Annotated in this window: 22 protein-coding genes and 3 tRNA genes; 6 read left to right on the top strand and 19 right to left on the bottom strand. The window is 57.2% G+C overall.

Annotated elements, in window-relative coordinates; translation table 11 throughout:
* Positions 1-95: 95 nt before the first annotated feature.
* From ACYZTS_RS15610 to ACYZTS_RS15565, 10 genes are all read right to left on the bottom strand, one after another.
* Complete coding sequence (locus ACYZTS_RS15610; protein WP_461990276.1) at positions 96-983, bottom strand: DUF2242 domain-containing protein; 888 nt, start codon at positions 981-983, stop codon at positions 96-98.
* 227 nt (positions 984-1,210) lie between these two features.
* Positions 1,211-3,082: a SurA N-terminal domain-containing protein gene (locus ACYZTS_RS15605; protein WP_028623748.1), complete on the bottom strand. Its 1,872-nt coding sequence runs from the start codon at positions 3,080-3,082 to the stop codon at positions 1,211-1,213.
* A gap of 234 nt (positions 3,083-3,316) precedes the next feature.
* Positions 3,317-3,589: an HU family DNA-binding protein gene (locus ACYZTS_RS15600; RefSeq protein WP_002552737.1), complete on the bottom strand. Its 273-nt coding sequence runs from the start codon at positions 3,587-3,589 to the stop codon at positions 3,317-3,319.
* Between the two features lie 148 nt (positions 3,590-3,737).
* Entirely contained in the window at positions 3,738-6,134 is a 2,397-nt protein-coding gene (gene lon / locus ACYZTS_RS15595; protein WP_028623747.1) for an endopeptidase La, read from the bottom strand.
* A 162-nt stretch (positions 6,135-6,296) separates the two neighbouring features.
* Complete coding sequence (gene clpX, locus ACYZTS_RS15590) at positions 6,297-7,580, bottom strand: ATP-dependent Clp protease ATP-binding subunit ClpX (RefSeq protein ID WP_007946893.1); 1,284 nt, start codon at positions 7,578-7,580, stop codon at positions 6,297-6,299.
* A gap of 112 nt (positions 7,581-7,692) precedes the next feature.
* Positions 7,693-8,328 carry an ATP-dependent Clp endopeptidase proteolytic subunit ClpP gene (gene clpP, locus ACYZTS_RS15585; protein ID WP_028623746.1) on the bottom strand — a complete coding sequence of 212 codons (636 nt, stop codon included), beginning with the start codon at positions 8,326-8,328 and terminating at the stop codon, positions 7,693-7,695.
* A 93-nt stretch (positions 8,329-8,421) separates the two neighbouring features.
* Positions 8,422-9,732: a trigger factor gene (gene tig, locus ACYZTS_RS15580; protein WP_461990273.1), complete on the bottom strand. Its 1,311-nt coding sequence runs from the start codon at positions 9,730-9,732 to the stop codon at positions 8,422-8,424.
* 421 nt (positions 9,733-10,153) lie between these two features.
* Positions 10,154-10,238, bottom strand: a tRNA-Leu gene (locus tag ACYZTS_RS15575).
* A 55-nt stretch (positions 10,239-10,293) separates the two neighbouring features.
* Positions 10,294-10,369, bottom strand: a tRNA-His gene (locus tag ACYZTS_RS15570).
* A gap of 40 nt (positions 10,370-10,409) precedes the next feature.
* A tRNA-Arg gene (locus ACYZTS_RS15565) sits at positions 10,410-10,486 on the bottom strand.
* A 279-nt stretch (positions 10,487-10,765) separates the two neighbouring features.
* Between ACYZTS_RS15565 and folD the strand changes: the two genes are divergently transcribed.
* Positions 10,766-11,620, top strand: a complete 855-nt coding sequence (folD, locus tag ACYZTS_RS15560) for a bifunctional methylenetetrahydrofolate dehydrogenase/methenyltetrahydrofolate cyclohydrolase FolD (RefSeq protein WP_461990271.1) — start codon at positions 10,766-10,768, stop codon at positions 11,618-11,620.
* A 234-nt stretch (positions 11,621-11,854) separates the two neighbouring features.
* A complete protein-coding gene (gene pbpG, locus ACYZTS_RS15555; protein ID WP_461990270.1) occupies positions 11,855-12,793 on the top strand; it encodes a D-alanyl-D-alanine endopeptidase in 939 nt (312 codons plus the stop codon).
* Between the two features lie 53 nt (positions 12,794-12,846).
* Here the strand turns inward: pbpG and ACYZTS_RS15550 are convergent, their stop codons facing one another.
* The 3 genes from ACYZTS_RS15550 to ACYZTS_RS15540 form a co-directional block, all read right to left on the bottom strand.
* Positions 12,847-13,062 carry a hypothetical protein gene (locus tag ACYZTS_RS15550; RefSeq protein ID WP_461990267.1) on the bottom strand — a complete coding sequence of 72 codons (216 nt, stop codon included), beginning with the start codon at positions 13,060-13,062 and terminating at the stop codon, positions 12,847-12,849.
* A gap of 17 nt (positions 13,063-13,079) precedes the next feature.
* Positions 13,080-13,286, bottom strand: coding sequence for a DUF6021 family protein (locus tag ACYZTS_RS15545; protein ID WP_461990265.1), 207 nt, complete (start codon positions 13,284-13,286; stop codon positions 13,080-13,082).
* 91 nt (positions 13,287-13,377) lie between these two features.
* On the bottom strand, positions 13,378-14,037 hold the full coding sequence (locus ACYZTS_RS15540; RefSeq protein ID WP_461990264.1) for a peptidase C39 family protein: 660 nt from the start codon (positions 14,035-14,037) through the stop codon (positions 13,378-13,380).
* Positions 14,038-14,256: 219 nt separating this feature from the next.
* On the opposite strand from ACYZTS_RS15540, the gene ACYZTS_RS15535 reads away from it, so the two are divergent.
* Positions 14,257-14,427 carry a hypothetical protein gene (locus tag ACYZTS_RS15535; protein ID WP_177326979.1) on the top strand — a complete coding sequence of 57 codons (171 nt, stop codon included), beginning with the start codon at positions 14,257-14,259 and terminating at the stop codon, positions 14,425-14,427.
* A gap of 76 nt (positions 14,428-14,503) precedes the next feature.
* On the opposite strand, the gene ACYZTS_RS15530 is transcribed toward ACYZTS_RS15535, so the two are convergent.
* Both ACYZTS_RS15530 and ACYZTS_RS15525 read right to left on the bottom strand, forming a co-directional pair.
* Positions 14,504-15,253 (bottom strand): TerC family protein, encoded by a 750-nt coding sequence (locus tag ACYZTS_RS15530; RefSeq protein WP_028623740.1) that lies wholly within the window; start codon positions 15,251-15,253, stop codon positions 14,504-14,506.
* Positions 15,254-15,281: 28 nt separating this feature from the next.
* On the bottom strand, positions 15,282-15,524 hold the full coding sequence (locus tag ACYZTS_RS15525) for a hypothetical protein (RefSeq protein WP_028623739.1): 243 nt from the start codon (positions 15,522-15,524) through the stop codon (positions 15,282-15,284).
* 316 nt (positions 15,525-15,840) lie between these two features.
* On the opposite strand from ACYZTS_RS15525, the gene nhaR reads away from it, so the two are divergent.
* Entirely contained in the window at positions 15,841-16,740 is a 900-nt protein-coding gene (gene nhaR, locus ACYZTS_RS15520) for a transcriptional activator NhaR (RefSeq protein WP_461990261.1), read from the top strand.
* A gap of 4 nt (positions 16,741-16,744) precedes the next feature.
* Here nhaR and ACYZTS_RS15515 read toward each other — a convergent pair whose 3' ends face one another.
* Positions 16,745-17,899, bottom strand: coding sequence for an MFS transporter (locus tag ACYZTS_RS15515; RefSeq protein WP_461990259.1), 1,155 nt, complete (start codon positions 17,897-17,899; stop codon positions 16,745-16,747).
* Between the two features lie 276 nt (positions 17,900-18,175).
* Between ACYZTS_RS15515 and sstT the strand changes: the two genes are divergently transcribed.
* The gene (sstT, locus tag ACYZTS_RS15510; protein ID WP_461990257.1) at positions 18,176-19,408 is read left to right on the top strand and encodes a serine/threonine transporter SstT; all 1,233 of its coding nucleotides are present in this window, start codon (positions 18,176-18,178) and stop codon (positions 19,406-19,408) included.
* A 128-nt stretch (positions 19,409-19,536) separates the two neighbouring features.
* Here sstT and ACYZTS_RS15505 read toward each other — a convergent pair whose 3' ends face one another.
* Entirely contained in the window at positions 19,537-20,046 is a 510-nt protein-coding gene (locus tag ACYZTS_RS15505) for a DUF1993 domain-containing protein (protein ID WP_028623735.1), read from the bottom strand.
* Positions 20,047-20,184: 138 nt separating this feature from the next.
* On the opposite strand from ACYZTS_RS15505, the gene ACYZTS_RS15500 reads away from it, so the two are divergent.
* Positions 20,185-20,832, top strand: a complete 648-nt coding sequence (locus ACYZTS_RS15500; protein ID WP_461990255.1) for a YceH family protein — start codon at positions 20,185-20,187, stop codon at positions 20,830-20,832.
* 411 nt (positions 20,833-21,243) lie between these two features.
* Here the strand turns inward: ACYZTS_RS15500 and ACYZTS_RS15495 are convergent, their stop codons facing one another.
* Both ACYZTS_RS15495 and ACYZTS_RS15490 read right to left on the bottom strand, forming a co-directional pair.
* Positions 21,244-22,347 carry an IS110 family RNA-guided transposase gene (locus ACYZTS_RS15495; protein ID WP_461990253.1) on the bottom strand — a complete coding sequence of 368 codons (1,104 nt, stop codon included), beginning with the start codon at positions 22,345-22,347 and terminating at the stop codon, positions 21,244-21,246.
* A 108-nt stretch (positions 22,348-22,455) separates the two neighbouring features.
* Positions 22,456-22,974 carry a cupin domain-containing protein gene (locus ACYZTS_RS15490; RefSeq protein WP_461990251.1) on the bottom strand — a complete coding sequence of 173 codons (519 nt, stop codon included), beginning with the start codon at positions 22,972-22,974 and terminating at the stop codon, positions 22,456-22,458.
* Positions 22,975-23,050: the final 76 nt, after the last annotated feature.

The raw sequence follows: 23,050 nt of genomic DNA, 5'->3' as shown, positions 1-23,050 counted from the left end.
GCTGCGGCAGAAGAACTTCTGCCGGGATTGACGCGGATCAACAGGGCAAGCCGTGCCGGGATCGTCAGGGGCCGATCCCGGCATATGGCAACCGTTTACTGAGGCATCGTCGAGATCGGTTCTGACGGCGGCGGCAGGTCGGATTGCGGTGGCGGCGTGATGGTTTCCGACGACGGGGCAGGCTCATACGATTCGTTAGGCGTAATCGGCGCTGTTTCTGCTGGCGGCGCAAAAGGCTCGGAGGCCGATGGCGTCGGGGCAGGCTCAGGCTGTATGACCGGCGTGGTCACTGGCTCAGCCATGGGAGCTGGCACAGGCGCCGGCTCAGGAGTAGCGGCTGGAGCAGGCGTCGGCGTAGAGGTCGGCGCGGGCGCCAGCGCGGCTGGGGCAGCCTGGACTTCCGGCATGCCGAGGTCGGTTTTAGGCTTCTCGGTGATGTGCGCAGCTCTTTTTGTTTCTGGTGGCAGGAACTGCTCGACCAACGCAAAAAAGCGCTCGTAGAATTTTGCGGAGGACACGGTTTCGCTGGCGACCTTGACCATCGAGTCATCGGAGGAGCCAATCGGCATCGACACCGAGCCCAACACACCCACGCCAAGGCTGGCCGAGTTGTTGGTCTTCTTCAGCGCATAGCGGTCCTGCAAGGCGTTGGCAAACACGGTGGCGTGATGCCCTTCGCTGCCATCATCGGCGCAGACCACGTTGAAGCTGATCTCCATATGAGTTTCGCCGGTTTGCTGGAAGCTTTTATGTCCGCTCACCAGTTTCGAATCACTGGCGGTGATGATATAGCCCTGACTGAGCAGCGCCCGACGGACGGCTTCGCAGGTTTGCGCATCGGTTACCGGGTAATTGCGCGAGAAGGTACCAGAGTCATCGAAGTTCTCATGCTCGTAGATCTCGGCTTTCTTCGACGAGCAACCGGCCGCAGCGGCCAGCACCAACGCCAGCCCGACAACCCGCATGGGAATTGATTTAAACATTGAACATCCTGAGGAAAACGGTTCGGGGCGTATTGTGCAACATATCAATGCTTAGCGTCGCACCCATTAGCGTCTTGAAACAGTTACCGGGTTACTGACTGCAATTTCCCGAAAAAAGTTGCCGGCGACTCTCCAGGCCGATTGACGTTCCGGGATTTTCCCGCGCGCATAAAAAAACCCCGGCGTTCAGACCGGGGTTTTTGTGCAACAGGCAGATCAATCAAACATCAGAAACGTTCGATCTTCGCCTCAGCTTCCAGCTGCTTGCGGAAGGCCGCAAAGTCTTGCTGGCCAATGCGCGAAGCGAGGAAGCGACGGTATTGCGCCTTCTCTTCTTCTGACGGCGCTGCGGCTTCGTTCACGCTGTTGAGGCGCACGATCACGAGGCTGCCATCGGCAAGCGTCACGCTGCTGAATGTCGGCTTGTCTTGCGCCGCCGGTTTCGGCATGCGGAACAGTGCTTGCAGCACAGCCGGATCAACGCCTTCCTGAGCACGCGTCGCGCCAGCTGTCACTTTCCAGCTCTGGCCATCGATGGCCTTGTCCAGCGGGGTTTTGCCCTCGCGCAGGCTGGCAATCAACTCGTCGGCCTTGGTCTTGGCGGCAGCACTGGCGTGCTCCTTGGCCAATTGACTGCGAATCGCGGCAGACACGTTTTCCAACGGCAGTTGCGCAGGCTTGAGGTGCTCTTTGGCGCGCAAGACGATCACGGTTTCCGGATCGAGCTCGAGCGCAGTGCTGTTCGCCCCTTCATCCAGCACTTCCGGGCTGAACGCGGCAGTTACCACCGCACGGTTCGCTGTCACGCCTTCGCCACCTTCACGGCCGAAAGGCTTGGAGGTGTGCACGGTCAGCTTGAGGTCCTGCGCCGGTTGAGCCAGGTCAGACGCTTCGAACGAAGAGTCTTCCAACTGCTTGGTCGCCTCGACGAAATGCTGCTCGACTTGCTGGGTTTTCAGCTCGCGGGTCAGCTTGTCCTTCAGGCTGGCCAACGTCGGCACTTCAGGCGCTTCCACGCCCAACAGCTTGATCAAGTGGAAGCCGAAATCGGTGCGAACCGGGGCAGACACCTGATCCTTGGTCAAACCGTACAGCGCGGTTTCGAACGCTGGATCGTAAACACCCGGACCGGCATAACCGAGATCACCGCCGTTGGTAGCCGAACCCGGATCCTGGGAGAACTCCTTGGCCAATGCCTCGAATTTCTCGCCCTTCTCCAGACGCGCCTGCACTTCTTCGATCTTCGCCTTGGCTTGCGCCTCGGTAACCTTGTCGTTCACTTCGATCAGAATGTGCGCGGCCCGGCGTTGCTCGGAGAGGTTCGCGATTTCTTTCTGATACGCGGCTTGCAGGTCTTCGTCCTTGACCGCTACCTGATCAAAGAAGGAAGACTTCTTCAGCTCGATGTAGTCGACGATTACCTGATCCGGCGTCATGAATTCCTTTGCATGTTCGTCGTAGTAGGCCTTGACCTCTTCGTCGGTCACGTTGACCGCCGCCGGGTCAGCCTTGACGTTCAGGGAGGCGAAATCGCGCGTCTGTTTTTCCAGACGGGCAAAAGCGAGAACCTGTGCGTCGGTGACAAAACCGCTGCCAGCCAGACCCGCGCGCAACTGACCGATGAGCATTTCCTGAGTCAGCATCTGACGGAACTGCATACGGCTATAACCCAGCTGACGAATCACCTGGTCAAACCGCTCGGCGCTAAACTTGCCGTCCACCTGGAATTCCGGCGTCTGCAGGATCACTTGATCCAGCGCGGCTTCGGAGAATGCGAATTTCGATTCTTCTGCGCCCTGAAGCAGCAGTTTGCGGTCGATCAAGCCCTTGAGAGCCGAGTCGCGTAACATTTTCTCATCAAGCAGAGAAGCATCGAAATCTTTGCCCAGCTGCTGCATGAGTTGGCGGCGTTGCATGTCAACCGCTTGGCTCAGCTCGCCCTGAGTGATTTCGTCACCATTGACTTCAGCCGCGTTCTGGCTATTGGTCGTGGCCTGAAAAATGGCCTCTACACCGGTGAAAGCCATCAGTACAACGATGATCCCGATGATGGTTTTGGCAATCCAGCCTTGTGAATTGTCCCTGATATTCTGCAGCATGCGTCCCCCAGAAACGGTTGAACTTCAAAATTAGGCAACCGTGGAGCGTGGGTAGAATCCGGATAGAAGAAAGGCGCATCCGAGGATGCGCCTTCTCGTAACTGGCGGAGCGGACCAAGGGTTCGAACGTGCGACCCCCGGTGTCTCGGACCGGCGACTCGCCGACTGGACTACCGCTCCGCTGCCAGGTCAGGTATGACCCCGACCCGGATAGGCAAAAAACCTGAATCTGACTTAGTTGACTGCTTCTTTCAGTGCTTTACCGGCTTTGAAGCCTGGTTTTTTAGCAGCTGCGATTTCCAGAGTCTTACCGGTCTGTGGGTTACGACCGATGCGAGCTGGACGATCAGTCACGGAGAAAGTACCGAAACCGACCAGAACAACGGAATCACCGGCCTTCAGAGCACCAGTAACGGATTCGATTACAGCGTCCAGCGCACGGCCAGCAGCAGCTTTCGGGATATCAGCGGATGCAGCGATAGCATCAATCAGTTCCGACTTGTTCACTCTAAGTCCCCTTATATCTATTTTGAGTATGATTCTAAGTTTTTTGGTGAAAGCAAAAACGAGTGCTGAATGGCCTACAGACACTTAAGAGCCGCTTTATAACAAGGGCTCCAAAAAGCTGTCAACAAGCCCCTCAGGCAAATGCGTATTAATGCGTGCTAATTCTTTCCTTAGAGTCAGACTCGCGTTTTTCATCCTTTGCGACGATCTCCGGGGCCACATCAGGAAGGGGCTCCGGCGCGTATTGCAGCGCAATTTGCAGGACCTCGTCAATCCATTTAACCGGTTTGATCTGAAGATCCTGCTTGATGTTGTCAGGAATTTCCTTCAAATCGCGCACGTTCTCCTCAGGAATGATCACAGTCTTGATTCCACCACGGTGAGCCGCGAGCAGTTTCTCTTTCAGACCGCCAATGGCCAGGACCTGACCACGCAGAGTGATTTCGCCGGTCATGGCGACATCAGCGCGCACCGGAATGCCGGTAAGGGCCGATACCAGCGCCGTACACATGCCCACACCGGCGCTAGGGCCGTCCTTCGGGGTAGCCCCTTCCGGCATGTGGATGTGCGTGTCGCGCTTCTCGTGGAAGTCCAGAGGGATGCCCAGGCTTTTCGCCCGGCTACGAACAACGGTGAGTGCGGCCGTGATGGATTCGACCATCACGTCACCCAGCGAACCCGTCTTGATCAACTGACCTTTGCCCGGCACAACCGCCGCTTCGATGGTCAGCAATTCGCCGCCGACCTGAGTCCACGCCAAGCCAGTCACTTGACCGATCTGGTCCTGCGACTCAGCCAGGCCGTAGCGGAATTTACGCACGCCGAGGAAGTGTTCCAGCATGTCCGCAGTGACTTTCACCGAGAAGCGTTTTTCCAGCGCATGCTCTTTGACGGCCTTGCGGCAGACCTTGGCAATCTGGCGCTCAAGCCCGCGCACACCGGCCTCGCGAGTGTAGTAACGGATGATGTCGCGGATCGCCTCAGCGTCGAATTCCAGCTCGCCCTTCTTCAGGCCGTTAGCGGTAATCTGCTTTGGCGAAAGGTATTTGACGGCGATGTTGATCTTCTCGTCTTCGGTGTAACCCGGCAGACGAATCACTTCCATCCTGTCCAGCAGTGCCGGCGGGATGTTCATCGAGTTCGAAGTGCAGAGGAACATCACATCGGACAGATCGTAGTCGACTTCCAGGTAGTGATCGTTGAAGTTGTGGTTCTGCTCGGGGTCGAGCACTTCCAGCAACGCTGACGCCGGATCGCCACGCATGTCGCTGCCCATTTTGTCGATTTCATCGAGCAGAAACAGCGGGTTGCGAACGCCCACTTTGGTCATCTTTTGAATCAATCTTCCTGGCATCGAACCGATATAAGTTCGGCGATGGCCACGAATTTCCGCTTCATCGCGCACACCGCCCAAGGCCATGCGCACGAATTTACGGTTGGTGGCATGAGCAATCGATTCCGCCAGGGAGGTTTTACCCACGCCTGGAGGACCGACCAGGCACAACACCGGACCACGAATTTTCTTCACACGCTTTTGCACGGCGAGGTATTCGAGGATCCGTTCTTTGACTTCTTCCAGACCGTAATGGTCGGCATCGAGAATGTCTTCGGCACGGGCGAGGTCCAGACGCACTTTACTCTGGGCTTTCCACGGCACCTGCACCAGCCAGTCGATGTACGACCGCACCACCGTCGCTTCTGCGGACATTGGCGACATTTGCTTGAGCTTGTTCAGCTCGCCCTGCGCTTTGGCCAGAGCGTCCTTGGGCAGACCGGCGGCATCGATGCGCTTTTTCAGCTCTTCGATTTCGTTATGGCCTTCGTCGCTATCGCCAAGTTCTTTCTGAATAGCCTTCATCTGCTCATTCAGGTAGTACTCGCGCTGACTGCGCTCCATTTGTTTTTTGACACGACCGCGAATTCGTTTTTCGACTTGCAACAAATCGATCTCGCCATCCAGCAACGCCAGGACATGCTCGACGCGGGCGGACAAATCAATGATTTCGAGAATTTCCTGCTTCTGTTCGATCTTCAACGCCATGTGCGCGGCCATGGTGTCAACCAGACGGCCTGGCTCGTCGATGCTGTTGAGCGACGACAGCACCTCAGCCGGGACTTTCTTGCCCAGCTGAACATATTGCTCGAACTGCGAGAGCAGACTGCGCACGAACACTTCCGACTCGCGCTCCGGCGCGTCGACTTCATCGATCAGGGAAACTTCTGCGCGGCAGTGGCCGTCCACTTCGCTGAAGCGCTCGACGGCGCCCCGCTGCTCACCTTCGACCAGCACCTTGACCGTGCCGTCTGGCAACTTGAGCAGTTGCAGGACAGTGGCAATCGTACCCACGCGATAAAGCGCGTCTTCACCGGGATCGTCGTCGGCTGGGTTTCTCTGAGCAATCAGCAATATCTGCTTGTCGCCCGTCATCGCTGCCTCGAGGGCTTCGATGGATTTCTCGCGCCCCACGAACAGCGGGATAACCATGTGCGGATAAACCACGACGTCGCGCAATGGCAGGAGAGGCAATTCGATGGTTGTCTTCATGATTTCGCCTCTACGGCGGCCATAAGGCCGTAAACAGATGGGAGTAAACTTGAAACCAAGATGGGGGCTGCTCTCAAAAAAAACAAGCTCAAAGCGGGCGCAAAAACTGCTTTAAAAGCAAAGGGGCCCGAAGGCCCCTTCTTTATTCCAGCTGCATGACGCTTAAGCGTCTGGTGCAGCCTTGGCAGCCGGCTCACTGTTTTCATAGATATACAGTGGCTTGGACTTGCCTTCTATCACGCTTTCGTCGATCACCACTTTACTCACCTCGGACTGCGAGGGAATTTCGTACATGGTGTCGAGCAATACACCTTCGAGAATCGAGCGCAGTCCACGGGCACCGGTTTTACGTTCCAGGGCACGCTTGGCGACCGATTTGAGTGCGTCGGCCCGGAATTCCAGGTCTACGCCTTCCATCTCGAACAGCTTGGCATACTGTTTGGTCAGAGCATTTTTCGGCTCGGTCAGGATCTGCATCAATGCAGCCTCGTCCAGCTCGTCCAACGTCGCAAGTACTGGCAGACGGCCAACGAACTCCGGGATCAAACCGAACTTGACCAAATCGTCAGGCTCGACTTCACGCAGTGATTCGCCAACTTTCTTGCCTTCTTCCTTGCTGCGCACTTCTGCGTTGAAACCGATGCCGCCTTTGGTGGAACGGTTTTGGATAACCTTTTCCAGACCAGAGAATGCACCGCCGCAAATGAACAGGATGTTACGGGTGTCGACCTGCAGGAATTCCTGCTGCGGATGCTTGCGGCCACCTTGCGGCGGAACGGAAGCGACCGTGCCTTCGATCAACTTGAGCAAAGCCTGCTGCACGCCTTCACCGGAAACGTCCCGGGTAATCGAAGGGTTGTCAGACTTGCGCGAAATCTTGTCGATTTCATCGATGTAGACAATGCCCATCTGGGCCTTTTCCACGTCGTAATCGCACTTCTGCAACAGCTTCTGAATGATGTTCTCGACATCTTCACCTACATAACCGGCCTCAGTGAGGGTGGTTGCGTCGGCGATGGTGAAAGGAACATTCAGCAAGCGAGCCAACGTCTCGGCCAGCAGGGTTTTACCCGAGCCGGTAGGGCCGATCAGCAAGATGTTGCTTTTGCCGAGCTCGACGTCGTCATTCTTTTTGTCACGCTGGTTCAGGCGCTTGTAGTGGTTGTAGACCGCTACGGCGAGAACTTTTTTTGCACGCTCCTGACCAATCACATATTGATCAAGGATGCCGCTGATTTCTTTAGGCGAAGGCAATTTATGCGCGCTGCTCTCGGCCTGGGCTTCCTGCACCTCCTCACGGATGATGTCATTGCACAGGTCGACGCACTCGTCGCAGATAAACACCGAGGGGCCGGCAATCAACTTACGCACTTCATGCTGGCTTTTGCCACAGAAGGAGCAATAGAGCAGCTTGCCGTTGTCCTCGCCGTTGCGGGTGTCAGTCATTCGTTCGATCCAAATCCGATAGGCTTGCAACACAAGATGAAGGCTCTTGCGGGCTTTTTCAAGCCCGCCGGTGATCAGACCAGCCGACCAAGCCTATTTTGAGCTGTGTATTTTAAGCTGGGCGCTGGGTGATCACTTCATCGATCAGGCCGTACTCACGCGCGGCTTCTGCACTCATAAAGTTATCGCGGTTGGTATCACGCTCGATTTCTTCAAGCGTGTGCCCGCTGTGTTTGGCCATCAGCGTGTTGAGCCGCTCACGAATGAAGAGGATTTCCTTGGCATGGATTTCGATATCCGAAGCCTGGCCCTGGAAACCGCCCAGTGGCTGGTGAATCATCACGCGAGAGTTAGGCAGGCAGTAACGCTTGCCCGTGGCACCGGCGGTCAGGAGAAACGCGCCCATGCTGCACGCTTGACCAATACAGGTGGTCGAGACGTTGGGTTTGATGAACTGCATGGTGTCATAGATCGACATGCCTGCCGTCACCGAACCGCCCGGGGAGTTGATATAGAGATGGATGTCCTTGTCCGGGTTTTCCGCTTCAAGGAACAGCAATTGCGCACAGATCAGGTTGGCCATGTAGTCCTCTACCGGACCAACCAGAAAGATCACCCGCTCCTTGAGTAGACGGGAGTAGATGTCATAGGCGCGCTCGCCACGAGCAGACTGCTCGACAACCATCGGGACCAGGCCGCCAGCGGCCTGGATATCAGAGTTCTGCTGAATATACGAATTACGGAACATGCTCTGCAGTCACTCCCAAATAGTTATGTCTTGAATACACATAAGCCAGCTCGAAGGCTGGCTTATGGTGTGTGCTTCTTACCGCAAAAACGATCAGTCGGCTTGTGGAGCTTCTACCGGCTTGACTGCTTCTTCGTAAGAGACCGATTTGTCGGTCACGCTAGCTTTCTGCAGAACAGTATCCACAACTTGTTCTTCCAGCACAACCGAACGAACCTCGTTCAACTGTTGGTCATTTTTGTAGTACCAGGACACAACCTGCTCTGGTTCCTGGTAGGCCGAAGCCATTTCCTGAATCATTTCGCGAACGCGGGCGTCGTCTGGCTTCAGGTCGAATTGCTTGACCACTTCAGCCACGATCAGACCGAGTACAACGCGACGCTTGGCTTGTTCTTCGAACAGCTCGGCCGGCAGTTGATCAGGTTTGATGTTGCCACCGAACTGCTGAACAGCCTGCACGCGCAGACGGTCAACTTCGTTGGACAGCAGCGCCTTAGGCACTTCGATCGGGTTGGTGGCCAGCAGACCGTCCATTACCTGATTCTTGACCTTGGATTTGATCGCCTGACGCAGCTCACGCTCCATGTTCTTGCGAACTTCGGCGCGGAAACCTTCCAGACCGGTTTCCTTGATACCGAACTGGGCGAAGAACTCTTCGTTCAGCTCAGGCAGTTTTGGCTCGGAAACAGTGTTCACGGTCACGGTGAACTCGGCAGTTTTACCTGCCAGGTCGAGGTTCTGATAGTCCTCTGGGAAGGTCAGGTTCAAAACACGCTCTTCGCCGGCTTTAGCGCCAACCAGACCGTCTTCGAAGCCCGGGATCATGCGGCCGGAACCCAGCACCAGCTGAGTGCCCTTGGCGGAACCACCAGCGAACACTTCACCGTCTACCCTGCCAACGAAATCGATGTTCAGTTGGTCTTCGTTCTGGGCAGCGCGATCAGTCTCTTCAAAACGGGTGTTCTGCTTGCGCAGCACGTCCAGCATCTTGTCCAGATCGGCATCCGCTACGTCAGCGCTCAGGCGCTCAACGGCAATACCTTCGAAACCAGCAACGGTGAACTCGGGGAACACTTCGAAAACTGCAACGTATTCCAGGTCTTTGCCAGCTTCCAGGGACTTCGGCTCGATGGAAGGAGCGCCAGCCGGGTTCAGCTTCTGCTCGACAACCGCTTCGTAGAACGAAGACTGGATCACATCGCCGACAGCTTCCTGACGCGCATCAGCACCGAAACGACGCTTGATTTCGCTCATTGGCACTTTGCCTGGACGGAAGCCAGCAATCTTGGCCTTTTGGGCAGTCTGCTGCAGACGCTTGTTGACCTGAGTCTCGATGCGCTCAGCCGGCACGGTGATGCTCATGCGGCGCTCAAGAGCAGAAGTATTTTCAACAGAAACTTGCATGGATATTCCTCGTTGCACAGACGTTAGCCGGCCGTTTCCGACCCCAGAATCAAGGGCATGCATTCTAGTGGGTCAAACTCAAGAAGTCACCCTACTGAAAACGGGTAAAAACGCAGCAGGCAATTTATAGGCGGGGACAAACGGTTGTGCCTCGCCCTGTTAGCAAATACAGCCTTCAAGCCAGGGCTCTGCATCCATCCTTCTATATATAGAAGACTTCGGCAATCTCTCCCTGACAGCCGACCCCGCGAGGGGACCGACGGACAAATCGGCATCATCGAGAAACACATCTGCGACTCACCGATCCATCTTTTCGACCCAAAATCTGCGGTCGCTTTGGAAATTCCGACTTATAAAACAAAAACGGCGCAGCCCTTTTCAGGTGCTGCGCCGTTCTCTGCTATTAAATAGCTGTTTGTAATGGTGCGGACGGAGAGACTCGAACTCTCACACCTTGCGGCGCTGGAACCTAAATCCAGTGTGTCTACCAATTCCACCACATCCGCATCAAGCTTCTAAAGCAAAGGCGCCAGACTGTTAATCTGGCGCCTTTTCTAAATATGGGGTGGACGAAGGGGATCGAACCCTCGACAACGGGAGTCACAATCCCGTGCTCTACCAACTGAGCTACGCCCACCATATTGCCGTGTTGCCTTACTTGTGCCAAAGCTGCCTAATGGCGCACCCGGCAGGACTCGAACCTGCGACCATCCGCTTAGAAGGCGGATGCTCTATCCAGCTGAGCTACGGGCGCCTTGTTAATCTGTATTCTTGGACGATTACAAACTAAGTGCTTTCAGTCTAACCGAATTAAACCTCAACTCTGCTCGACCTTCTTAACCAGTGCTAGGCTGTGCCCGACAAGTGCGACGAATGTTATAGGCGGCCCTGAGGGTCGTCAACTCTTTTTTAAAAAAAATTCATTTAATTAAAGGGGTTAGAGGAATTTGCAGACCAAGCGCCTTTGCCCTCATCGCATGGCATGCGAGAATGCGTTCTCTTTTTTCCCCCTCTCGATGGTTAATCACGCGCAATGACTGCACAACTAATCGACGGCAAATCGATCGCCGCCAGCCTGCGCCAGCAGATCGCCAAACGCGTCACCGAGCGTCGTCAGCAAGGCCTGCGCACTCCCGGTCTCGCGGTGATCCTGGTCGGCAGCGATCCTGCCTCTCAGGTTTATGTCTCGCACAAGCGTAAAGACTGTGAAGAGGTCGGCTTCCTGTCGCAAGCCTACGACCTGCCTCCCGAAACCACTCAGCAAGCGCTGACCGATCTGATCGATCGACTCAATGATGACCCGGCAATCGACGGCATCCTGCTTCAACTGCCTCTGCCCGAGCATCTCGATGCGTCCAGATTGCTCGAGCGCATTCGCCCGGACAAGGACGTCGACGGTTTCCACCCTTATAACGTCGGCCGGCTGGCCCAGCGTATTCCGCTGCTGCGCCCATGCACGCCGAAAGGCATCATGACCTTGCTGGAAAGCACCGGCGCCGATCTCTACGGGATGGATGCAGTGGTCGTTGGCGCCTCTAACATTGTCGGCCGGCCGATGGCGATGGAATTGCTGCTCGCAGGCTGCACCGTCACGGTCACGCATCGCTTCACCAAAGATCTTGCCGGCCACGTCGGCCGCGCCGATCTGGTAGTGGTAGCGGCCGGTAAACCAGGCCTGGTCAAAGGTGAGTGGATCAAGGAAGGCGCGATCGTGATCGACGTGGGCATCAACCGTCAGGACGATGGCAAGCTGGTCGGCGATGTGATTTACGAAACCGCCCTGCCCCGCGCCGGCTGGATCACGCCGGTGCCTGGGGGCGTTGGCCCGATGACCCGCGCCTGCCTGCTGGAAAACACCTTGTTTGCGGCAGAAACGTTGCACGTCTGAGCCGACCGTGACGTTTACGGTCGTTTAAAAAGAACCCGCCGATGGCGGGTTTTTTATTGACTTGAAAAACGTTCTGCCACGTGGCGGATTTTCCTTTAAATCAGTAGCTTTCAACGGCATTTAGATGAACATTGATCAACCATCGACAGTTATTCAGCCATACTCCAGAATGTGGCGCTTTTGAGAAATAGTCCGTTACAAAACGGCTTATCAACACTTTATGAGTCTGCCAGCGTGAAAATTCGTCTTTCCATCCTGAGTCTGTTTTTCGCATTTACAGGGACGTTCATCACGCCAACGGTCAATGCCGCCGAAACCACCTCGGCGCCCCGAGATAGCAAGCAATTGAAGATCGCTTCCGGCAGCGCATTGCTCCTGGATCTGCAAACCAACAAAGTCATTTATGCCAGCAACCCTGATGTTGTCGTGCCGATCGCTTCGGTGAGCAAGCTGATGACCGGATTGATCGTAGTGGAAGCTCGTCAGAACATGAGCGAGTACTTATCCATCAACATCAGCGACACGCCGGAAATGAAAGGGGTGTTTTCTCGGGTCAAGCTCAAGAGCGAACTACCGCGCCGGGAAATGCTGCTGATCGCACTGATGTCTTCGGAAAACCGTGCCGCTGCCAGCCTCGCACACCACTACCCGGGCGGTTATGTCGCGTTTATTGCAGCCATGAACGCCAAGGCCAAAGCGCTCGGCATGACCAGCACACATTTTGTAGAGCCCACCGGGCTTTCCCCACGTAACGTCTCCACCGCGCGGGACTTGAGCAAGTTGTTGGTCGCCGCTCACAAATATCCATTGCTGACCGAGCTGAGCACGACTAAAGAGAAAACCGTTTCTTTCCGAAAACCCAACTACACACTGGGTTTTCGTAACACCGATCATTTGGTGAATAAGCCGAATTGGGATATTTCGCTGACCAAAACCGGTTTTACCAATGCAGCGGGGCATTGCCTGGTATTGGTCACAAAGATGGGTAACCGTCCTGTTGCGATGGTGATTCTCGATGCCTTCGGCAAATACACACATTTTGCCGATGCCAGTCGAATTCGCAGTTGGGTTGAGACCGGGAAGAGCGCGGAGGTGCCTTCGGTAGCCTTGCAGTACAAATCTGACAAGAACCTCAAGCAACGCCCGAGGGGTGTAGCGGAATCGGCCAAGTAATTCGTTGCCGCAAACAAAAGCCCCGACTATTCGGGGCTTTGTCTTATCCAGCGTCAATCGTTGGGTAGCGGCATTTGATCATCATCCGGAATACCGTCCCCGGCACTTGGATCCCGCGTACCGATCGGATGCTCTGTTGGCGTCACTACAGGCCTGACCAATGGGTCCCGCAGCGGACTTTCCGGATCCATAACCGGATCAAGCTCATCGCCGGGCGTTGTAGGGACACTCTCCGGACGCTTGTCATCAAAACTCGAATCGATAGACATACGCACCTCACGCAAGCTCAGGGTTTCAAATCGCCCAGCGGATCATAAGGCTTCGCCGGTGCCTTAGAATTGTCTTCGGGCTTTTTATCCAGAGGGGCTATCGCAGGCCCGACGGGATCCACCGCAGGATCCGCTAAATCCGGCGAATCCGGGTCGAAACCCAATTCATCGTCTGTTGCATTCTCCGACGAATGCGGACCCTTGGGAGTTTTGGAATCAGCCATGTACACCTCCTGGAAATCTGACCCGGAACATCCGCGTCTGATTTTTAGAGAGGTACCGCCCCAGTCAGTGCCATATAAATGACGAATGGGCTTATTGTGCCCCCAGTGCTCTCTTCGCCCGTGCCGCTGCAGACTCATGCCCTGCCCGAGCCAGATCGCTCGCCGCGTTGAGCCAGCGCTGCTGATCTACATTCGCGGGAATCTGCTCCGGTTTCTGGATCAGCACGGCCCAGCCGCCAGCGGCCTTGAAGGCTGATTCAAACCCATCAAAACCCATTAATTCTCTGCGGTTCATTCCGGCGCGCAGCAGCACCGTCTGCTTCTGACGGTCATACCCGGCCAGAATCGCGTAACGTGGTTCCGACCAGAATGATGAGCCTTCAGTGAACCGCACCATCACCGGATGTCCGGCGGCAACCTGGGTCAACAGCGCGGACAGCTGGCTGTCGAGGGGATACACAACCATCCCGTATTCACGCGCCAGGTTTTGCATGTTCTGCTGCAACTGCGCCTCGGCACCGGGGAGGCGCAGCGGCTTTTCCAGCAAACCGGGGGTAATCACGATGCCTCTCTGGGACAAAAGACTGGCTAGCACCTGTGGGCCGCTCTGGTAGTCCTGCCCTCGGTAAAACGTGCCGCTGAGCTCCACCCGCTCCGGCAGACGCTTCACTTCTGGCGCGACACTCCCCGCGCATCCCGCGAGGCAGCCAACTACCAATGCCACAATTGCAATTCGCGTAAATACCATCATCACCCTCTGGTCAAGCGCCAGGCGTAAGGCTCCCGGCTTGAGCGTCGATCATAGGATGCCTCGCTGCAACGGTATAGCTTTTACCGGCAGTTCCATGAATTCGTTAGAGCGAAGCAGTTGGTACCGCGTGACCTTTGGTCAATAGCCTGAAACACGCCAGCGACTAGGCTGTCACTTGAGAAGCGCGTTCGCCCGATGCAGGGCGGAGAGGAGGCATTGATGAGCCTGACGATGACCATTGTGATGTTGATTGCCGGCTGGCTGGCGGTCGCCACCGCCATGTTGTGGGGCGTGCTGCGGATCACCCGCCGGCACCATCACCACCCTGCTGAGTCGACACCTGCGGTTGAATCCGACAAACCGGACGCCGGGCACGCGACCGCGCACTGACGGCCCTGTTCAACACCCAAACAAAAACGGCCGCCTGGACTCTCTCGAGCTCAGGCGGCCGTTGTTTTATCGCCGGTTACGCTTTAGCGGCAACGCGCTTTTGCTTGGCCCGTCGCGACATCATGTTCAAGCCTTCGATCGTCGCCGAGAACGCCATCGCCGCATAGACGTAGCCTTTCGGAACATGAGCGCCGAAACCTTCGGCAATCAGCGTCATGCCGATCATGATCAGGAAGCCCAGCGCCAGCATCACGACGGTCGGGTTGTCGTTGATGAACTTGGCCAGCGGATCAGCTGCCAACAACATCACCAGCACCGACACCACCACCGCAATGATCATAATCGGCAAATGCTCGGTCATGCCGACGGCGGTGATGATGCTGTCGATGGAGAACACCAGGTCGAGCATCAGGATCTGGCCGATTGCAGCGGCAAAACCGAGGGTGACGGTCGAGGTGGCCGACTTCGGATCTTCCGGCGCCGGGTCCATGCTGTGGTGGATTTCAGTGGTGGCCTTCCACAACAGGAACAGGCCGCCGGCAATCAGGATCATGTCTTTCCAGGAGAACGCGTGGCCGAGAATCTCGATCACAGGCGCCGTCAACTGGACAATGAACGCGATGGTGCTCAGCAGTGCCAGGCGCAGAATCAGCGCCATGCCGATACCGATGCGCCGTGCTTTTTGCCGATGCTGCTCAGGCAGCTTGTTGGTCAGGATCGAAATAAAGATCAGGTTATCGATGCCGAGCACGATTTCCATCACCACCAGTGTGGCCAGGGCGACCCAGGCAGTAGGGCTAACAGCTAGTTCTAAAAGGTATTCCATGGGTCAGTCCTGACTCGTTTAAGACGGTTTAGATTTCCTGGGACGAAGATTCGCGCTCGCGCTTTTCTTCGGCAGATGGTTCTTTTTTGCTGATCAGGCCGCCTGTCGCTTCGCTGATCGCCTGTTCCGCCGCTTTGTGCGTGTCGTCAATGGCCTGCTTGGCGGTTTCAGCCGCCGCGCCCATGAGTTGCTGAGCGCTTTTTTCAGCTTGCTCGCACCCTGCCAGAACCATTAAAGACGTAATGAGCAACGCGGTGGTTTTAAACTTCATGAACCTTCCTCGATAGAACGAAACGCGCCGAAACGATGGCCCGTTGATAGCGACGCATTCTAGGGAGGTGAACAGTTCAGGAAAATTCGTATTTTTACCCGGTATACTTCGGTTTTAACGAACCCAGCCCTAATGGCGCCCTCTCCTCCTGTAGGAGCTGTCGAGTGAAACGAGGCTGCAATCTTTTGACGTTGGTCTTTAAACAAGATCAAGGGATCGCAGCCTCGTTTCACTCGACAGCTCCTACAGGGATCAGAACAGCGGTCAGCGCAGCGGGCATGACGGGGGTCCTGACACGGGCCATGACGGAGGACATATGCTGAATTACCGACAGCTGCATTATTTTTGGGTGGTGGCCAAGACCGGCAGTATCGTACGCGCCTGCGAACAGTTGAACCTGACGCCGCAAACCATCAGCGGGCAGATTTCCTTGCTCGAGCAAACCTATGGCTTGGAGTTGTTTCAGCGCGTCGGCCGGCAACTGGAACTCACTGAAGCCGGGCGTCAGGCCCTGCCCTACGCCGAGCAGATGTTTCAGTTGGGGGGCGAACTGGAATTGATGCTGCGAGCGCAGCCGAACGAACAGCAGATTCTGTTTCGCGTGGGCGTCGCAGACGTGGTGCCCAAATCGATTGTGTATCGCCTGATCGCGCCGACCATGGAATTGAGCGAACCGATGCGCATCACCTGCCGCGAAGACAAGCTCGAACGCTTGCTCGCCGACCTGGCCATTCAGCGCCTCGACCTGGTTATCTCCGACAGCCCGATGCCTACCCATCTGGACATCAAAGGGTACAGCCAGAAACTCGGCGAATGCGGCATCAGTTTTTTCGCCACCGCAGCCTTGGCGGCGCAATACGGCCAGGATTTCCCGCAAAGCTTGCACGGCGCGCCGCTATTGATTCCGGGGCCGGAAACCGTGGTGCGCAGTCGTTTGCAGCGCTGGTTTGCCGAACAGCAAATTCAACCGCGCATCGTCGGCGAGTTCGATGACAGCGCGTTGATGCAGGCATTCGGGCAATCCGGCAGCGGGATTTTCATTGGTCCGAGCGTGATTGCCGACGAGGTGAAACGCCAGTACGGCGTTGAGCTGATCGGCCAGACCGACGCGGTAACCGAGTCGTTTTACGCCATTTCCGTGGAGCGCAAGGTCAAGCACCCTGGCATTGTCGCCATCACCGAGGGTGCCCGACGCGAGCTGTTTACCGGTATTTGATGACTCAGGCGCAGACTTCGCGCGGTTTGAACGTCATCAGCGCCATCGCCAGCAAAATCGAGAGCAGGATAAAACCGGCCGCCGCAAAACCCAGACCTTGCAGGCCCACGCTGTCGATCACCCGACCGCCGACCATAGCGCCCACGCCAATGCCGAGGTTGGCCCCGGCGATGTTCAACGATGCCGCAAAGGCCGGGGCTTCGGGCGCTGCTTTCATCAAGCGGACGTGACTGACCAGGAACAACGCGGCCTGGGTCACGCCCCAGATGCCCATCGCCGCCGCCAGCCCCAGCGGCGAATGGATGTTTGGCACCAACGCAACCATGCCGGCAATCATGAACGCGCAGAAGGTCATCGACGCGATCAACGGATGACGGTCCACCGCGCGGCCACCCAGGGAGTTGCCGATCAGCCCGACCGCGCCGAACCCCATCAGGCACCAGCCGACGACCGTGCCGTTGAAGCCGGCCAGGCGCTCGAGAATGTCCGCCAGGTAGGTGTAAACGGTGAACATGCCGCTGAACACCAGTACCGACAACAGCACATGGCCGATCATCAAGGGGCTGCGCAAAATCCTGAACTGCGAACGGAAGCTCACCTGATGTTGATGCAGGTCGGTTCTTGGCAGGTAGATAAACAGCAGCAACGCTTTGGCGAACGCGATGACGGCGAGAATACCGAAGGCGCTGCGCCAGCCGAGCGCATCGGAAATCAGCGTGCCAACCGGAATGCCGAACACAGTGGCGCAGACGATGCCGAAACCGATCTTGGCAATGGCGCGGCCTGCGTAATCGGGGCCAACGATGTCCACCGCTGTTTCACTGGCCAACGCCCAGAACACCGGCAGCCCCAGCGCTGGAACCAGGCGAGCGAACGCCATCACCCAGATGTTCGGTGCAAACGCTGCAAGCGTGTTGGCCAAACCAAACATGATCAGCACAGAGATAAACAGCTTTCGGCGTTCGAATCGGGCGAAGTAGGCCGTCAGAAAAGGCCCGAAAGCGGCGACGGTGAAAGCAAACAGGGTCACCAGCAAACCCGCTTGGGGAATGCTCACCGCCAGGTCTCGGGCGATGGCCGGCAACAGGCCGACGATGATGAACTCTGTGGTCAGCACGGTAAAACCGGCGGCGGACAACAGAAGAATGGGCAACAGCATGCAGAACTCCAAAAAAACGACAACACCAGCGACAGCCCGAAGGCCCACTGGCGGAACATGAAAAAGGATGCGCAATCTTAACAGAGTGTTTCCGCGCGCGGTTGCACGAACCTGCCGATCACGTTGAACACACGGGCGACAGTTCGTCACAGGTCTGAAGGAAAAAGACGACGCTGTGATAAAGTCCGCGCCCTGCGATACCCACACTATTCGCCAGCGTTGGCCTGACATCAGTCACGCCACCCGCGCACCTAATAAAATCAGAGATGCCGTTTTATGACTGCCCCATCCCCTTCGCTTCTGCACCGTTTGAAACGCTTGAGCCTGGTGACGCAAATCGTCATCGGCCTGATCGCCGGTATCGTCCTCGCACTGCTCGCGCCCGAGGTGGCCAAGTCCACTGCGTTTATCGGCAAAGTCTTCGTTTCGGCGCTGAAAGCGGTCGCGCCGATTCTGGTGTTTGTGCTGGTCATGGCCTCGATCGCCAACCATAAGCACGGTCAGGAAACTCACATTCGGCCGATTTTGTTCCTTTATCTGCTGGGCACTTTCGCGGCGGCAGTGGTGGCCGTGGTTGCCAGCATGATGTTCCCCTCGAATCTGGTACTTGCCACCCATGACGTCGCGGTGACCGCACCGGGCGGCATCAGTGAAGTGTTGCAGAGTTTGCTGCTGAGCGTCGTGGACAACCCGGTCAGCGCGCTGATAAATGCCAACTTCATCGGCATCCTGGCGTGGGCGATCGGCATGGGCATTGCGATTCGGCATGCCGGCGAAACCACACGTGAAGTGCTTGGCGACTTGTCCAACGGCGTCACACTGATCGTGCGCCTGGTGATCCGTTTCGCGCCGCTGGGGATCTTCGGCCTGGTGGCCTCGACCCTCGCGACCTCCGGTTTCGGCGCGCTGCTCGGCTACGCGCATCTGCTGGCCGTGCTGCTCGGTTGCATGGTGTTCGTGGCGCTGGTGATGAACCCTTTGATCGTGTTCTGGAAACTGCGTCGCAACCCGTATCCGCTGGTACTGACCTGCCTGCGCGAAAGTGGCATCACCGCGTTTTTCACCCGCAGCTCGGCGGCGAATATTCCGGTCAACCTGGAATTGAGCAAGCGCCTGGGCCTGCATGAGGATACGTACTCGGTGTCGATCCCGCTGGGCGCCACGATCAACATGGCCGGTGCGGCGATCACCATCACCGTGCTGTCCCTGGCCGCCGTGCATACGCTGGGCATTGCCGTGGACATTCCGACCGCGATCCTGCTGAGCGTCGTCGCCGCAATCTGCGCCTGTGGCGCGTCGGGCGTGGCGGGCGGTTCGTTGTTGCTGATCCCACTGGCCTGCAGTCTGTTCGGCATTCCGAGCGAGATCGCTATGCAAGTGGTTGCGGTCGGTTTCATCATCGGTGTGCTGCAGGATTCGGCCGAGACCGCGCTGAACTCGTCCACTGACGTGCTGTTTACGGCGGCGGCGTGCCTGGGTGAAGAAGAGAAAGCTGCGCGAGTGGCGTGACGCTCGAGAGATCGCAGCCTCGTTTCACTCGACAGCTGCTACAGGGACAGCGGCCGACGATCTTTTAGATCATCAAAAGAAAGCCCGCCAAGGCGTGAACCTTGGCGGGCTTTTTTGTGGCCGGGTGTTTAGAACGCGCCCATGTAATCGCGCTTGCCCACTTCCACACCGTTATGACGCAGCAGCGCGTAGGTGGTGGTGACGTGGAAGAAGAATTGCGGCAGGCCGTAGCTCAGCAGGTACGCCTGACCGGTGAAGCGCTTTTCTTTCGGCGTGCCTGGGCGAGTGACGATCTCGATGCCTTCCTGGCCGTTGATCTGCTCTGGCTTGATCTCGCCGATGTAGGCCAACACCTTGCTGATCAGCGCCTGCAGTTCGGCGAAAGTAGTTTCGGTGTCGTCGTACTTCGGCACTTCCAGCTCGGCCAGACGCGAGGACACACCCTTGGCGAAATCAACGGCGATCTGCACCTGACGCACCAACGGGAACATGTCCGGGTACAGGCGGGCTTGCAGGAAAGCATTCGGGTCGATGTTTTTCGCCGTGGCGTGGGCTTCGGCCTTGTTCAGCACATCGCTCAGGGCGTTGAGCATTTGCTTGAAAACCGGAACGGAGGCGTCGTACAGGGAAATGGTCATGGCAGTCTCGTGTTGTGACAGGAGGTAAACGTGGGCCGATTATAGCCATGCTCGACGCTCCTGCGGCTTGTCTTTTATCCAGCAAGGATTAGGCTAGGCGGCTTCGACTGCATGCATCAACGGCATAGGGAAAGCGCGATGAGCACTGAGCAAGAAACCACCTTCGAAGAGCCCCGGCTCAACAGCACCGAAATTCGCATTCTCGGTTCGTTGATCGAGAAACAGGCCACCAGCCCGGAAACCTATCCGCTGACCCTTAATGCCTTGGTGACCGCCTGCAATCAGAAAACCAGTCGCGAGCCAGTGATGAACCTGACCCAGGGCCAGGTTGGGCAGAGCCTGCGCGCCCTCGAAGGACGCGGCTTCACCAAGCTGGTGATGGGCAGCCGCGCCGACCGCTGGGAGCACAAGGTCGACAAGGCGCTGGAGCTGGTGCCTGCGCAAGTGATTCTGAGCGGGTTGCTGTTCTTGCGCGGTCCGCAAACGGTCAACGAATTGCTGACCCGTAGCGGTCGCATGCATGAGTTCGAAGACGCCGAACAGGTGGTGCACCAGCTGGAACGTCTTATCGCTCGCGGGTTGGCGCTGTTGATCCCGCGTCAGTCCGGGCAACGCGAAGATCGCTACATGCATGCGCTGGGGGATCCGGCGGATATCGAAGCAATCCTCGCCGCCCGGCACAATCCAGCGGAGCGCAGTGGCGTTAGCGGGGTTTCAGTAGAGCGTATTGAAGAGCTCGAAGCGCGTATTGCAGCGCTGGAAGAACGCCTGTCTCAGCTGGAGTAACCATCCGCGGTTGCTGTAGCAGCTGCCGAGCCTGCGAGGCTGCGTCCGAGTGCGCAGCAGTCGTAGTTCGGCTGACGCAGGCTACCTGATGGACTGAGGCGCTGATTTTTCACGACTGCTGCGCAGCTGGACGCAGCCTTGCGGGCTCGGCAGCTGCTATGTATGGACTCGCCCCTACTGTCTACCCGCTTTTGAAAAACTGTCGCCCCGTTGCATCTATGTATTAGGCCTATTCGTGGAAGCCGTCTTCGGCTTCTGGCCAAAATTGGAAAAGCTCGTGGCATGCCGATTACAGTCAGGCCTCGAAGGCCATTAGCAGCTTAGGCATCAATCCACGCCGGTCTTACCTGGGGTCAATTTTTTTCAGCAAAGGGTCGGACAGTCTGTACCTCGGTGGCAGAACTCTGTCGCTCAGTGGCTTATCGTTTCTTGCTGGCTATCACCAGCGTGGCGACGATAAGTCTGGTCATTCTGTAGAAGCACCCAGATGATTCGCAGATTGCGGTTGGCTAGCCTGATCGCAGCTTCTTTACGGCCCAGTCGGCTCATCCAGCGCAACAAGCGGCGGTCATCGGGTTGCTGGGAATCGGGTCGTAGTTGTTGCAGCACCGAATGGGCTCCCTGGATCATCAGGCTGCGTAAATAAACATCACCTCGCTTGGTCATGTCACCCAGCCGGACCGTCTGCCCGCTGCTGTGCTGGTCAGGCACCATGCCAAAGTACGCGGCAAACTTGCGCGCATTGGGAAACCGCTCAGGCTTGGTTTCCTTGGCCACCACTGCCGTGGCAATGACTGGGCCGATGCCGCGCACAGTCATCAGTCGCTTCGCCGTCATGTCGGCGTTGGCAGCCACTTCCAAGCGTCCCGTCAGCACGCTGATGCGCTCGCCCAAATGGCGCCACTCGGCCAACAGTTCGTCGATCAGTTCACGCAGCAGGCCGGGCAGTGGCTGGGTCGCATCTTCCAGTACCCGCGGAATTTTCTGGTTGATCGCAACATCGCCCTGCGCCAAGGCCACGCCGTGCTCGAGTAGCAAACCGCGCATCTGATTACTTACTGCCGTACGCCGACGTACATAACCCTGACGAGCACGGTGCAACGCCTGCATTGCCAGCGCCGCAACGCTTTTGACCGGTACTGCGCAGATTTTTTCATCGCGCCCAGCCCGCAGAATCGCCAGCGCATCGTTGCGATCATTTTTAGGTCCGCTGCGGTGTGTGGCCACCAAACCGGCTGGAAGAATCCGCGCCAGATTGCCTTTGTCTTGCAGCTGCCGGGCCCAGGCTTGAGCACCCGGGCCGGTCTCCATCAAAACCACGACATGAGCCGGCAGCTGTTGGAGAAACTCATAAAACGCCTCGCGCGACTTGATCCGCTGCTCATAACGCACCTGGCCGAGGACATCTTCACCGGCGACCTGAAAGACGTGCTTGGCCAGATCGACCGCCAAAGTTGTGCAGGCCGGCAAATCGGAAGAAGACAGGGATTGATCAATCGAACTATGATTTTTCATGGACTCGCCCTCGCTGTCGATGGCTGTTTAGACTGCCACCGTGGCGCATTGACGCCTCGGCTTGGGCGAGTCCATCCAATTACAGGAATCGATGTGGCTGCCGTGCCGCTACTCGCCGTCCCAATAGTCCACGCCGTCGGCTGGGCGGGCGATGGCGAGGAAGCCTGTGGCGTTGCCGTCGGCGTCGATCTTGAAATCGTCCATCACCGCGTACTTGCCGGAGTCGGGGTACTCACAAATTTCCGGCGACTGCTGCGTGCTGACTGCCAGATAACGCAATTCGCCGGCGCTGGTGTTGATGATCTGATGCGCCGCCTCCTGACCGCCGGGCGGGCAAGCGATCACGTCACCTGCGCGGATCGCAAATCGCTCGGCGCCGAGGCGAATGTGCCCTTCCCCGGCCACCACGTAAAACATTTCCTCGTTGACCCGATGGCTGTGGAACGGACTGCCGCGCATGCCCGGTTCCAGCACGTACAGCCGATAACCCAGCTTCTGCGCTCCGAGCTGCTGGCCTACGCGTGCCAGTCGCTGTTGATAGCGAGCGGCGGTTTCACCGTCGGGGGCCAAAGCTTCAGGAAGTGGCTCCAGTTCGACTTGATCCAGATTGAGAATGGGCGGATGCATGGGGAAAGCCTCGATCAGGATTGTTTGGAACGCAAGTTTTCGCTTACGGTGCAGCAGCATAGCTTGCTCGCGATAG

The organism is Pseudomonas sp. TMB3-21 (assembly GCF_054898145.1).
The sequence above is the reverse complement of the archived record's forward strand: the minus strand, read 5'-3'. Positions and strand labels throughout refer to the sequence as shown.

Excerpts from the sequence above, each read along its gene's own strand:
- lon (WP_028623747.1), bottom strand. The coding sequence starts at position 6,134 with ATGAAGACAACCATCGAATTGCCTCTCCTGCCATTGCGCGACGTCGTG.
- ACYZTS_RS15610 (WP_461990276.1), bottom strand. The coding sequence starts at position 983 with ATGTTTAAATCAATTCCCATGCGGGTTGTCGGGCTGGCGTTGGTGCTG.
- ACYZTS_RS15500 (WP_461990255.1), top strand. The coding sequence starts at position 20,185 with ATGAGCACTGAGCAAGAAACCACCTTCGAAGAGCCCCGGCTCAACAGC.
- nhaR (WP_461990261.1), top strand. The coding sequence starts at position 15,841 with ATGCTGAATTACCGACAGCTGCATTATTTTTGGGTGGTGGCCAAGACC.
- ACYZTS_RS15525 (WP_028623739.1), bottom strand. The coding sequence starts at position 15,524 with ATGAAGTTTAAAACCACCGCGTTGCTCATTACGTCTTTAATGGTTCTG.
- tig (WP_461990273.1), bottom strand. The coding sequence starts at position 9,732 with ATGCAAGTTTCTGTTGAAAATACTTCTGCTCTTGAGCGCCGCATGAGC.
- clpP (WP_028623746.1), bottom strand. The coding sequence starts at position 8,328 with ATGTTCCGTAATTCGTATATTCAGCAGAACTCTGATATCCAGGCCGCT.
- ACYZTS_RS15530 (WP_028623740.1), bottom strand. The coding sequence starts at position 15,253 with ATGGAATACCTTTTAGAACTAGCTGTTAGCCCTACTGCCTGGGTCGCC.
- ACYZTS_RS15535 (WP_177326979.1), top strand. The coding sequence starts at position 14,257 with ATGAGCCTGACGATGACCATTGTGATGTTGATTGCCGGCTGGCTGGCG.
- ACYZTS_RS15545 (WP_461990265.1), bottom strand. The coding sequence starts at position 13,286 with ATGGCTGATTCCAAAACTCCCAAGGGTCCGCATTCGTCGGAGAATGCA.
- sstT (WP_461990257.1), top strand. The coding sequence starts at position 18,176 with ATGACTGCCCCATCCCCTTCGCTTCTGCACCGTTTGAAACGCTTGAGC.
- clpX (WP_007946893.1), bottom strand. The coding sequence starts at position 7,580 with ATGACTGACACCCGCAACGGCGAGGACAACGGCAAGCTGCTCTATTGC.
- ACYZTS_RS15550 (WP_461990267.1), bottom strand. The coding sequence starts at position 13,062 with ATGTCTATCGATTCGAGTTTTGATGACAAGCGTCCGGAGAGTGTCCCT.
- ACYZTS_RS15505 (WP_028623735.1), bottom strand. The coding sequence starts at position 20,046 with ATGACCATTTCCCTGTACGACGCCTCCGTTCCGGTTTTCAAGCAAATG.
- ACYZTS_RS15540 (WP_461990264.1), bottom strand. The coding sequence starts at position 14,037 with ATGATGGTATTTACGCGAATTGCAATTGTGGCATTGGTAGTTGGCTGC.
- ACYZTS_RS15515 (WP_461990259.1), bottom strand. The coding sequence starts at position 17,899 with ATGCTGTTGCCCATTCTTCTGTTGTCCGCCGCCGGTTTTACCGTGCTG.
- ACYZTS_RS15495 (WP_461990253.1), bottom strand. The coding sequence starts at position 22,347 with ATGAAAAATCATAGTTCGATTGATCAATCCCTGTCTTCTTCCGATTTG.
- ACYZTS_RS15605 (WP_028623748.1), bottom strand. The coding sequence starts at position 3,082 with ATGCTGCAGAATATCAGGGACAATTCACAAGGCTGGATTGCCAAAACC.
- ACYZTS_RS15490 (WP_461990251.1), bottom strand. The coding sequence starts at position 22,974 with ATGCATCCGCCCATTCTCAATCTGGATCAAGTCGAACTGGAGCCACTT.
- folD (WP_461990271.1), top strand. The coding sequence starts at position 10,766 with ATGACTGCACAACTAATCGACGGCAAATCGATCGCCGCCAGCCTGCGC.